The organism is Rhodomicrobium udaipurense JA643 (genome assembly GCF_000636015.1).
Lineage (GTDB): Bacteria > Pseudomonadota > Alphaproteobacteria > Rhizobiales > Rhodomicrobiaceae > Rhodomicrobium > Rhodomicrobium udaipurense.
Genome location: NZ_JFZJ01000110.1, coordinates 1 through 10,725 on the forward strand (window position 1 = coordinate 1; position 10,725 = coordinate 10,725).

The 10,725-nt window shown below is 62.7% G+C and carries 12 protein-coding genes; all 12 read right to left on the reverse strand.

Translation table 11 applies throughout. The features are described 5' to 3' along the window. Positions 1-19: 19 nt before the first annotated feature. On the reverse strand, positions 20-1,450 hold the full coding sequence (locus T281_RS13515; protein ID WP_037240107.1) for a cobyrinic acid a,c-diamide synthase CobB: 1,431 nt from the start codon (positions 1,448-1,450) through the stop codon (positions 20-22). After that, the gene (nrfD, locus tag T281_RS13520) at positions 1,450-2,646 is read right to left on the reverse strand and encodes an NrfD/PsrC family molybdoenzyme membrane anchor subunit (RefSeq protein WP_037240110.1); all 1,197 of its coding nucleotides are present in this window, start codon (positions 2,644-2,646) and stop codon (positions 1,450-1,452) included. Before nrfD ends, T281_RS13515 begins: the two co-directional genes overlap by 1 nt. 38 nt (positions 2,647-2,684) lie before the next feature. Continuing rightward, positions 2,685-3,434 carry a sulfate reduction electron transfer complex DsrMKJOP subunit DsrO gene (gene dsrO, locus T281_RS13525; RefSeq protein WP_037240113.1) on the reverse strand — a complete coding sequence of 250 codons (750 nt, stop codon included), beginning with the start codon at positions 3,432-3,434 and terminating at the stop codon, positions 2,685-2,687. Continuing rightward, a complete protein-coding gene (locus T281_RS13530) occupies positions 3,421-3,882 on the reverse strand; it encodes a hypothetical protein (protein ID WP_037240116.1) in 462 nt (153 codons plus the stop codon). The genes dsrO and T281_RS13530 overlap by 14 nt, the downstream gene beginning before the upstream one ends. Positions 3,883-3,886: 4 nt before the next feature. Next, a complete protein-coding gene (locus tag T281_RS13535) occupies positions 3,887-5,842 on the reverse strand; it encodes an NAD(P)-binding protein (protein WP_037240120.1) in 1,956 nt (651 codons plus the stop codon). Further along, the gene (gene dsrK, locus T281_RS13540) at positions 5,842-7,461 is read right to left on the reverse strand and encodes a sulfate reduction electron transfer complex DsrMKJOP subunit DsrK (protein WP_037240122.1); all 1,620 of its coding nucleotides are present in this window, start codon (positions 7,459-7,461) and stop codon (positions 5,842-5,844) included. Before dsrK ends, T281_RS13535 begins: the two co-directional genes overlap by 1 nt. A 10-nt stretch (positions 7,462-7,471) precedes the next feature. Then, positions 7,472-8,191: a respiratory nitrate reductase subunit gamma gene (locus T281_RS13545; RefSeq protein ID WP_081796806.1), complete on the reverse strand. Its 720-nt coding sequence runs from the start codon at positions 8,189-8,191 to the stop codon at positions 7,472-7,474. Between the two features lie 63 nt (positions 8,192-8,254). After that, complete coding sequence (locus T281_RS13550; RefSeq protein ID WP_013418278.1) at positions 8,255-8,593, reverse strand: TusE/DsrC/DsvC family sulfur relay protein; 339 nt, start codon at positions 8,591-8,593, stop codon at positions 8,255-8,257. Between the two features lie 40 nt (positions 8,594-8,633). Continuing rightward, complete coding sequence (gene tusB / locus T281_RS13555) at positions 8,634-8,942, reverse strand: sulfurtransferase complex subunit TusB (protein WP_037240128.1); 309 nt, start codon at positions 8,940-8,942, stop codon at positions 8,634-8,636. Between the two features lie 20 nt (positions 8,943-8,962). Further along, a complete protein-coding gene (gene tusC, locus T281_RS13560; protein ID WP_037240129.1) occupies positions 8,963-9,370 on the reverse strand; it encodes a sulfurtransferase complex subunit TusC in 408 nt (135 codons plus the stop codon). Between the two features lie 9 nt (positions 9,371-9,379). Beyond that, on the reverse strand, positions 9,380-9,772 hold the full coding sequence (gene tusD / locus T281_RS13565) for a sulfurtransferase complex subunit TusD (RefSeq protein ID WP_037240130.1): 393 nt from the start codon (positions 9,770-9,772) through the stop codon (positions 9,380-9,382). Between the two features lie 13 nt (positions 9,773-9,785). Then, positions 9,786-10,725, reverse strand: a 940-nt coding sequence (dsrB, locus tag T281_RS13570) for a dissimilatory-type sulfite reductase subunit beta (RefSeq protein ID WP_037240133.1), incomplete at its 5' end; no start/stop codon positions are given.

Sequence of the window (10,725 nt, forward strand, 5' to 3'; positions counted from 1 at the left end):
CTTTGTATCCAGTTCGAAGTCAGGGGTGAATCGGCATCGTTTCCCGCGCATAGTCTGGTTCCGAGCGCACCGCCGGTTCGAGCCTGGATCTTGCGAACGCCACGAACCTCTTGACCCACGGATTGCTCGGGCTCGATCGCAGATGACTGAAGCTAGCAAGAAGGTTTCCGATCACGATCCCGTCGCGGCCGCCGCCGATGCCCTCGCCCCTGGCGACTCGATAGGCGAACCGCTGCCCGCTGCTCATGTTTTCGAGGGCGGCATAATGGAACTCATGGCCCGGAATGTTCGCGCACGGTGAGGCTCCCGGCTGTGTCCAGAGTGCCTCGCGTGTTTCATGAAGGATCACGAGGCCGCGCCCCTGAGGACGGTCATACATGACGGCGTCGGCCGGGATGACGCCCACCATCTCATGCGAGACGCCCTTCCATCGGATGGATCGCGCCAGATACATCATGCCGCCGCACTCGGCATAGGTTGGAAGGCCCGCACGAATGCGGCGCGCGATGTCGGCGCGAAGTTCGGCATTGGCTTCGAGGCCTGCGGCCTGTGTCTCGGGAAAGCCCCCGCCGATAAAAAGGCCGTCTGCGTCCGGAAGCCGATTGTCCGAAAGCGTGTCGAAAAAGCAGAGCCTTGCGCCTTCGCGCTCGAATGCTTCGAGATCGTCGGCATAGTAGAAGCCGAAAGCGCTGTCCCTCGCGATGGCGATGCGCAAAGGCCGCCCGGCGCTCCTGCTCCGCGTCGCAGGAAAGCTTCCGGGCAGAGGCGGCGCTGCCCTTCCGATGGCAAGGAGCCGGGTCATATCCACGCCGCCCTCAACGGCGGTTCTCAGTCTCCCGATGATGCCGCGAAGTTCCGGCGTTTCGGTCGGCGTCATCAGCCCGAGATGGCGCTCGGTGATGGAGAAGCCCGTGTCCCGCGGCACAGCGCCCAACACGAGAATGTCGGTGTAGCGCTCAAGCGCCTGGCATATCTTGTCCTGCTGCCGGGCTGTCCCAATCTTGTTGATGATGATGCCCGCGATGTTCGTTTCCCGGTCGAACGCCTGATAACCCAGGACGAGAGGAGCGATGCCCCGCGTCATGCCGAGCGCATCGATCACGAGGATGACGGGAGCCGCGAGCAGCTTCGCAAGCGCCGCCCCTGAATCCTTTCCCTCAAGGTCGACGCCGTCATGGAGCCCCTTGTTGGTCTCGATCAGCGCGATATCGGCGGCGGACTCGCGGGCTGCGGCGGAGCTGAGGATTTCGGCCGTCGAATGCGTGTTGAAGTCGAGATTGTAGCAGGGTCTGCCACTGGCGTGCGAAAGCCACATGGGATCGATATAGTCGGGGCCCTTCTTGAAGGTCTGGACCTTGAGGCCGCGCGCGGCCAAGGCGGCGGCAAGCCCAACCGAGAGGGTTGTCTTGCCTGACGACTTATGCGCCGCCGCTATGAGAACCCGCGCCATCAGACGCTCGCCGGGCGCGGAAGGAATGGCAGAACCTTCAGCGCAACGCCGGTCAAAAGCATGGCGAGCGAGACCCCGCTCACTCCGAGCAGCACTTCCGGCAGAGACGGCCAATATTGGGCGATGACGCCATCGTGGAAGGAACTCGAAACCTGCATGCCGGGAAAAAGCCGCAGCGGATAAGCCTGCCCGCCGATGATGGTGAAGTACATCTGAGCCACGCCTCCGATGAGAAAGAGCGGCGCGGCAATCGCGACGGCGTGCCAGGCATGTCGCCCGCTCCCTCGAAAGACGAGAATGGCGAGGGGCAGCAAGAGGCCGATCCCGATCTGTCCGACCCAGAACGCAAGCGTGTAGATACCGCCGTCGCGAAGCAGGAAGGTTTCCACCTCGCGATAATCGGGCGCGTAGAGTTTCGTCAGGTGGAAAACGGCCGTGATGTAAAGAACCGCAAGCGCAAAAAGAATGAACAAGCCGCGAAATTTGCCGAGCATGTCCTCGCTGATGAGTTCGTGCCGCGTTTCCCGGCTCATCGTCAGCAAGACAAGCACGGTGAAGGCGAGCCCGTAGAGAAACGACGCGGCAATGAACAACACCGCCATGATCGCTGAAGAATAGGCATCGCGCGCGATGAGAAAGCCGAAGATGGAGCCGGTGCCGGTCGTCAGCGCGAAGCGCCAGAAGAAGGCGAAACCGCCCACGATCCTTGTTGGCGTCTCCGAGCGGGACACCCGCCTGTCCATCATCACATAAAGGTAGAGGCCGACAACGGCGATGAAACCGACATACAGGTAGATATTCCAGGCGAAAATGGACCGGAAATTGTAGATGGTCATCGCCACGATCAGGCGGTCCGGCCGCCCGAGATCCAGCACCAGGATCGCAAGCCCGCCCATCAGCAAGGCGATGGCGAGGACTCCCGACAGCCGCGCATAGGGTTTGTAGGCGAGCTTGTTGAAGACCGACGAGAAGGAGGCCACGTTCAGCGCCCCGGAGGCGGCGACGATCAGGAAGACCGCGAAGACATGCGGCGCGCCCCAGACGATCTGGTTCGACATGCCGGTGACCACGTGGCCGTGATGTTCCATGTAAAGCGCCGCGCCAAGCCCGGCCGCGATGACGAGCAAATGGAAGCCGAGCAATCCCCAGAAGAAGCTGCTGTGATCGGTAAGCTTCTGATATGCGATCTTTGCCATGGCCAACCTTGCGCGCCTGAACCGGCAGCGGTTCCTCGCTAGATATTCGTGTAGTAGACCGCCGCATCGCAGCCGAGGTCAGCGCGGATGCGCGTCGAGCGGTAAGTTGCGATGCGTTTCACGATGTCGCTTGACGGATCGTTGAGGTCTCCGAATAGGATCGCCCCGTGGCCCGCCGTCTTGCACGCCTCGACGCAGTGCGGTACGCCGCCCGCATCAATGCGACTGGCGCAGAGCGTGCAACCCTCCACCGTGCCCTTGCCTCGCGGCGCATCCGGCTTCTGATCCGCGACCGGCTCATGCACGAAGGATCGCGCCTTGTAGGGGCAAGCCATCATGCAATAGCGGCAGCCGATGCAGATGTGCCGGTCGACGAGGACGATGCCATCGGCGCGCTTGAACGACGCTCCCGTGGGGCAAACGTCGACGCAGGGTGCATTCGCACAATGCTGGCACATGACGGGGGCCGAAAATCCCGCGCCGGTCTTCGGGTCTGTTGCCGTGATCTTGCGGACCCACTGCGCGTCCGTCTCGGGGTGGCCCGCGCTTTGCCAGCCGTGAGCGCTGGAGCAAGCGTCGATGCAGGCGGCGCAGCCATCCTTGCATTGGGCGGCATCGATCAGGAGGCCCCAGCGGACTTTCGCAGAGGCGGGCGCGGTTGCAGCGGCGGCCGCATCGCCGCCCATCGCGTACAGCGTGACCCCCGGCGCGAGCAAGGTTGCGGCGACGGCCACGCTGCTCATGAGAAAGCCGCGCCGCCCTTCGTCAACGGGCCTATTTCCGGTCATTGGCCGCCCCCTGAAAGTAAGCCGCAACGGCAGCCAGTGCAGTCGAGCCGACCCCTTGCGCGGCGTGCGGCTTTTCGGAGCCCGGCCGCGATGCGTGACACTGGAAGCAGTCGATGGAGACCGCTGCATAGTCGTGGCAACTACGGCAGAAATGCCGGGAATCGGCGTAGCTCACAGGCTTGGCGTCCGCGCCGTTGACGGCGTGACAGTCGACACAGCCCGTCAGGCTGAACGCCTTGCCGCGAACGCCCTCGCGGACGGTCTCATCGCGCTGGTGCTTCATCAGGTTCATGTGATTGCGCCGCATGAAATCGGTGGCCGCCACGCACTGCTCGCCCCGGCCCTTCGGCGGATGGGGTACGAGCTTGCTCTCCTCGCCAACCGCAAGCGTGATCTGGCTTGCGATCAGGAGGGCAAGGAGCAAAGCGATGCGTGCGCCCCGGATCATCGCTTTACTCCCCGAGGCCCATCTGGATGTAGCCCGTGGGGCAAACGTCCTGGCAAATGTGGCAACCGACGCATTTCTTGTAGTCGGTGGTGACGTAGCGCCCGATCGCCCGCTCCTTTTTCGGCACGCGCTCGATGGCCTTCTGCGGGCAGAAAATGAGGCAGGCGTCGCATTCGAAGCAAAGCCCGCAGCTCATGCAGCGCTCGCCCTCGGCCTTTGCCTGCGCCTCGGTGAAAGCAACGATGCGCTCCTCGAAATCGCCCATGACCGCGTCGGCGTCGACGTGGCGTTCGCTGCGCTTGTTGCGTGGCGAATAAGGAAAGTGCCCCTTGAACAGCGCGGTGTGCGCGATGACCTGTGTCGCCGACCGGTCTTCGTAATTGTGGAGCGCGAATTCGCCATCGCACGTCCCACGGACCGGGCCGTGATCGTAAGGCTGCGGGTAGAGGCCGCGCGCGTGCAATTCCTGCGGAAGGTCGAAGCGATGCACGTCGACCTTGGGCCGCTTGTCCTGAGGATTGCCCGCAAGGAAGTGCGTGATCGTTTCCGACGCAATTCGCGCGTGTCCGATAGCTGTCGTGAGGAGGTTAGGCCGCACGACGTCGCCGCCGGCGAAGTGCTTCTCCGTGCCCTTCACCTTGTAAACGGCGTCGATGGCGATGGCGCTTTTTCCGCCGTCGAGCCGCTCCAGTCCCTCCGCCAGATCCGCCATTTGACCGATAGCCGAGATCACCATATCGCAAGCGACCTCGAACTCCGTACCCGCGACCGGGATGGGCGTCGTGCCCTTCATCGTGCATTGGCACATCTTGATGGCGGTCGCGCGCCCCGCCGCGTCCACCACGATTTCGACTGGCATGACGCCGCCGCGAATGTCGATGCCTTCGCGCAGCGCATCCTCGCGCTCCCGGATGGCGGCGGTCATCTGATCGAGCGGGAATAGCGACGTGAGCACGGCTTGCACACCCTCGCGCCGGATCGTTCCAGCGACGTCGTGGGCCGTATGTCCGAGGGTCTGCGCCCCGGAAATGTCATGCCAGGCGTGTTGGGTGATATGTCCCAGTCGCCGCGCGACAGACGCCACGTCGATGGACGTGTCGCCGCCGCCGATGACAACGATGCGCTTTGCCGTCGAGAAAACCCAGCCACGGTTGAATGCGTCGAGGAACTCCACGCCGGAGAGACAGTTCTCCACCCCCCAGCCCGGCACCGGCAGCCCGCGCCCCTTCTGCGCGCCGATGGCCCAGAAGATAGCGTCGTAACGCGCCTCAAGGTCTTCGATGCTCACGTCGCGACCCACTTTCGTCTTGAGCCTGACTTCGATACCCAGATCGACAATGCGGCCGATCTCCGCTGCGAGCTTGTCGCGGGGTGTGCGGTAGCCGGGGATGCCGTAGCGCATCATGCCGCCAAGCTGGTCGTTGGCCTCGAACAGCGTGACCGCATGACCTTTGCGCCGAAGAAAATAAGCCGCCGAAAGACCTCCGGGCCCGCCGCCGATCACGGCCACTTTCTTGCCGGTGTCGGCGCCCGGTGCCGGTGATTTAAGGCCATGCTCGATAGCCCAGTCGCCGACATATTGCTCGACGCCGTTGATGCCGACGAAGTCATCCACCTCGTTGCGATTGCAACCGTCTTCGCACGGTGCCGGACACACGCGGCCCATCACCGATGGAAACGGGTTGGCCTCCATCATCCGCTGGAACGCGTATTCCTGCCACGGCATACCCGCGACCGGCGGCTTGTCCTGGCCTCGCGCTATGGCGAGCCAGCCGCGGATGTCGTGGCCGGACGGGCAACTGCCCTGGCACGGCGGCGTTCGATGCACATAGGTCGGGCATTTGTAGGAGCGATCGGCCTGGAAGATTTTATGCGACAGATCCGGCCAATCCCACATGCTTTCGCCGGTCTTGAAACGGCGGAACGTCTGCTGTTCCGGGGCTCCATTTCCTCGATCCATCACGCTTCCTCCTGCGCATTTGCTGCTTGTGCCGGTTCGGCGGTTTCCGCTTGAGCAGCGACCGCTGGTACCGACCCGGCTTCTTCATCCGCCTCGTTGGCCTCTTCGTCCTGCTTCGAGCCGGTCAGCACGATGGCGTTCGAAACCATCTGGTGCACGCTGACGATCGCCTCCATGTCGAAGCCGAACTTCGGGAGCACCTTGGAAAACTGCGCTTTGCAGATGGCGCAAATGGCGGCCATGTGCGTGACGCCGTGCTCGTCGGCGACCTCGCGCAGCGCCTTCATGCGAGGCGACGCGCCTTTTGTGCGTAGGTCCATAAGCTCGTCGGTCAACAGCCCGCCACCACCGCCGCAACAGAGCGTCGCCTCGCGGATCGTGTCGGGGTCCATGTCGTAGTAGTGATTGCAGCACGCCCTCAGGATGGCGCGCGGGATCTCGAACTGTCCGCCCGGCATGTCGCCCATGCGCGAGGCGCGCGCGACGTTGCAGCTGTCGTGGAAAGTCAGCCTGATGTGGTCGTTCTTCGACTTGTCGAGGCGCAGCGTGCCCTGCTGAATCAGATCGTAGGTGAACTCGCAGATGTGCTGCGGAACCGGATAGCGCCGGTCGAGGAAATCGAACGGACCCGCGAGCGTATCGAGAAAATTGTAGCCGACGCGCCAGGCGTGCCCGCATTCGCCGAAAACGATCCGCTTCACCTTGAGGTCGCGGGCGGCATCGGCGATGCGCTGCGCAACCTTCTGCATGTTCTCGCGGGAGCCGATGAACATGCCGAAATTGGCGGCCTCCGATGCGTGCGAACTGAACGTCCATGAGACGCCGGACTCATGCAGCACCTTTGCGTAGCCGATCAGTCCTTCCATGTGCGGCGAGGCGAAGAAGTCCGCGCTCGGCGTCACGAGAAGGATGTCGGCGCCCGCCTCATCGAGCGGCAGCCGCACGGGGACGCCGGTGTCCTCTTCGATCTCCTCCTCAAGGCCCGCGAGCGTCGCTTTCAGCGCCTTGGGCGGCAGGCCCAGATTATTGCCGATCTTGAAGACCTTGCCGATGATCTCGTTGCAGTATTTCTGTCCCATGCCGATCGTGTCCATGATCTCCCGGGCGGCCATGGAAATTTCCGCGGTGTCGATCCCGAACGGGCAATAGACCGAGCAGCGGCGGCATTGGGAACACTGGTGGAAGTAGGTGTACCACTCGTCGAGGACTTCCCGGGTGAGGTCTTCCGCGCCGACGAGCGATGGCGCGATCCGGCCCGAAAACGTGAAGTAGCGACGGTAGACCCTGCGCATCAGGTTTTGGCGCGCGACGGGCATGTTGTTCGGATCGCCGGTGCCGAGGAAGTAGTGGCACTTGTCGGTGCAAGCGCCGCAGCGCACGCAGCCGTCGAGATAGAAGCGCAGCGCGCGGTTGTTCCTGACAAGCTCACCGAGCTTCGCGACCGCCTTTTCCTGCCAGTTCTCGACAAGCTCGCCGGGAAAGCCGAGCGCCGTCTGATGCGCCACAGACGCCGGATAGGGCTTGCTCTTTGCCATCGCGCCATATGCCAGCGCCGGGATCTCCAGCGGGTCTGGATGCAGCGGGCTTTCGCCCAGGTCTTGAGCTTCGATCCGTTCCATTCGCGCCTCCCTATGCCTTGCTCGTCAGAGGACGGGGCGCGTAGCGCCGTTCGCGGGCATCGTCCGCCTGATTGCGCGAGGGGCTGAAGAAGACGCCCGGCGCGTGCAACAGCTTTGTGAACGGGAAGACGACCATCAGCAGCGCCACCAGCGCGAGATGCGAAAGCAGAAGCGGATCGGCGGGGAGCGGCTGCCAGTCGAACGCCATCAGCCCGAGGAAAAAGCCTTTCAGCGCTACGATGTCGGTCGGAGCGATGAACTTCATCCCAAGCCCGGTCGCGCCGATGGCAAGCAGCAGGAGCAGGATCAAATGGTCGAAAGCGTCGCTGATATAGCGCATGCGCGAGATTGCGACGCGCCGGACCCAAAGCGCGAACAGCGCGCCGACCATGGCGAAACCGGCATAGATGCCGAGGGGCTGCGCGAGCGCGACGGGCGTCCAGACGGGCTGCGTGAAGTAGCGCAGGTGTCGAACGAGAACGAGAGCGAGCGCGATATGGAAGATCCACCCGAACAGCCAGATCCACTTGTTGGATTTGAACAGGCTCTCGAAAACGACCACCTCGCGCAGCACGCGGAAGGTTGCCCCCGCCTGCGTGATGGGCGCGGGCGTCGTCGGGATCTTGAGAGGAACGGGCGTCTTCGCGTATTGCCACACGCGCAGACCGAGGCCTCCTGCGAAGATCGCTGCGGCGACGTAAAACATGACCGCGTAGAGTGTGGTTTGCACGCCATTCCGTCCCTAGTTCCCAGGTCTTGGTGCCTGGTGATGCTCAGGTGATGCAGTGGGCTGTTACACGCAGCCGGTCGGCTTCGGCAGGCCGCCGATCTTGCACGCCTGCTTCGCAGGTCCGTAGGGGAAGAGCTGATACAGATATTTCTGATCGCCCTTTTCGGGACCGAACTTCTTCTTCATCTCCTTGACGAGGATGCGGATGGCGGGCGCGATCTGGTATTCCTCATAATATTCGCGCAGAAAATCGACGACTTCCCAGTGCTCAGGCGTCATTTCGATATTTTCGCTCTTGGCGATGAGCAGCGCCAGATCCTTGTTCCAGACTGTAATGTCCGTAAGGTAGCCCTCCTCATCGTGCTCCGCGACGATGTCCCCAATTTTATATTGCATGGTCATGATGCTCTACTCCGTCATGTTGGTTCTTGATCTGCTGTTCTCAAAGCCAGGCGACCGTGCGCTGATGCTGCGCGACGAGGTCGACAAAGCCCGCGTAATCGACGAGTTGAACGCCTTCGATAAGATCGTCGGGCTTGATACCGCGCGCGGCGCAGTCCGGCGCGAGCGCATAAACGCTGCCGCTTTCCAGCGCAGCCTGGACCACCGCCACCGCAGACGATCCCGTGCGCGCCCCGAGAACACCGTCCTCGATCATGAGCACGGCGTCGCCCGCCAGAAGATGGCCGGTGCAGCTCGTGAGCGCGTTTCGCTCGAAGGGAGATTTGTTCACCGTATGAAGAGTGGACATGGCTTTCTAACTCCCCTGCATCAGAAGCTTAAGACGACGTCTTGATCTGCGATGATGGCCGCCAGCTCGGCCCGCCCGACAAGATGGATCGAGGGCTTTTCGGCGTAGTCCTCGTTCTCGTCTTCATAGGTGATGGGCATCAGGTCTTCGACCGTTAGCCCGCGCTCGGCCAGCGACTCGCGCTCGACGTAGAACTTGCGCACGTCGTAGTCGCCGAGCGCCTTGAACGTGCGCGAAAAGTTCTTCATTCCGGCGGCGGTCGTGTCCTGCCCCGCCATGAGCTGGAAGACGCCGTCATCGAGGAAAGCGAGGCTGACGTCCTGCTCGAAGGCGGCGCCGATGAGCACGACCTCAAGCGACTCGAGCGCATAGATGGTGCCGTGCGGTGCCTTGCGGTTGAGGTAGAGAAATTTCTTCTTCTGGGCCATGACGTCCCCCTAATCCCCGAAAACGACGAGCCGGTCGGCCTCAATGCCAGCCTCGATCAACTGACCGAGCCCCGAAATGCGAAATCCCGCCGCAATGTTGCTCGCATCCTTGCCGTGGCGTCTGGCTTCATCGGCATCGAGGATGCCGCGCCGCTGTGCCGCCGCGATGCAGACCACCATGTCGAGCCCGTGCTTCTCGCCAAGCTCGCTCCAAAGCTTCTGCAAATTCCGGTCGTCCTGCGGCGGCACGGTCAGACGCGTCCCGTTGTTGACGCCGTCGTGGTAGAAGAAGACGCGGGTGATCCCGTGGCCCTTCTCCAGCGCGGCTTTGGTGAAATGGTAGGCCGTGTCCGACGCCTGATGCGTGTAGGGGCCTTCGTTGACGACGATTGCAAGCTGCATGTCTTCCTCCCGCCTAGAAGTGCACGTGCGCTGACATGTTCATCGTCTTGCGCGAGCCGGTCCACGTGTCGAGGTGGTGCTTCGTGAAAGCAAAGCCCGTCAGCTCGAAGAAACGTGGCCAGCCGATGCGCTCGATCCACTCGCCCATGCGCTCCCAGTCCTTCGCGTTGTCCTTGTACGCGTAGAGGATCTTGCGAACGACTTCGGCCACTTCGGGCCAGCGAGGTGCATTATTGGGGAGGTTGGCGACGACGAGCTTGTGAAAGCTGGGCTTCGATCGCGCATTCGAGTGCTTGCCGCCAACCCACACCGCGATCTTGGTGGAGTCCGCGCCGTTGATCTGCATGGGCGGGCAGGGCGGATAGCAAGCGCCACAGCACACGCATTTCTGTTCGTCTACTTCGAGCGACGGCTTCCCGTTGACCATCGCCGGGCGGATGGCCGCCACGGGGCAGCGCGCGACTACAGCGGGGCGCTCGCAGATCTTCGAAACCAGATCGTGATTGATCTTCGGCGGCTTTGTATATTGCACGTTGATAGAGATGTCGCCCTGACCGCCGCAGTTGATCTGGCAGCAGGAGGTCGTGATCTTCACGCGGTTCGGCATCTCCTCCTTGATGAACTCGTCATACATCATGTCCATCAGGCTCTTGACGACGCCCGAAGCATCGGTGCCGGGGATGTCGCAGTGCAGCCAGCCCTGCGTGTGCGAGATCATCGAGACAGAATTGCCGGTGCCGCCCACGGGGAAGCCCGCCGCAGTCAGCGCTTCGATCAGCGGCTCGACCTTGTCCTGTGAACTCACCATGAACTCGATGTTGCTGCGCGTCGTGAAGCGAACGTAGCCCTCCGCGAAGGTGTCGGCGATCTCGCACAGTTTGCGGACGCTGAAGACGTCCATCTGCCGCTGGGTGCCGGCCTTCACCGTCCAGATCATATCGCCGTTCCGGGCG

What these genes read in the sequence shown, in the direction of transcription:
- T281_RS13515 (WP_037240107.1), bottom strand. Translation starts at nt 1,450, where the DNA reads ATGGCGCGGGTTCTCATAGCGGCGGCGCATAAGTCGTCAGGCAAGACA.
- nrfD (WP_037240110.1), bottom strand. Translation starts at nt 2,646, where the DNA reads ATGGCAAAGATCGCATATCAGAAGCTTACCGATCACAGCAGCTTCTTC.
- dsrO (WP_037240113.1), bottom strand. Translation starts at nt 3,434, where the DNA reads ATGACCGGAAATAGGCCCGTTGACGAAGGGCGGCGCGGCTTTCTCATG.
- T281_RS13530 (WP_037240116.1), bottom strand. Translation starts at nt 3,882, where the DNA reads ATGATCCGGGGCGCACGCATCGCTTTGCTCCTTGCCCTCCTGATCGCA.
- T281_RS13535 (WP_037240120.1), bottom strand. Translation starts at nt 5,842, where the DNA reads ATGGATCGAGGAAATGGAGCCCCGGAACAGCAGACGTTCCGCCGTTTC.
- dsrK (WP_037240122.1), bottom strand. Translation starts at nt 7,461, where the DNA reads ATGGAACGGATCGAAGCTCAAGACCTGGGCGAAAGCCCGCTGCATCCA.
- T281_RS13550 (WP_013418278.1), bottom strand. Translation starts at nt 8,593, where the DNA reads ATGACCATGCAATATAAAATTGGGGACATCGTCGCGGAGCACGATGAG.
- tusB (WP_037240128.1), bottom strand. Translation starts at nt 8,942, where the DNA reads ATGTCCACTCTTCATACGGTGAACAAATCTCCCTTCGAGCGAAACGCG.
- tusC (WP_037240129.1), bottom strand. Translation starts at nt 9,370, where the DNA reads ATGGCCCAGAAGAAGAAATTTCTCTACCTCAACCGCAAGGCACCGCAC.
- tusD (WP_037240130.1), bottom strand. Translation starts at nt 9,772, where the DNA reads ATGCAGCTTGCAATCGTCGTCAACGAAGGCCCCTACACGCATCAGGCG.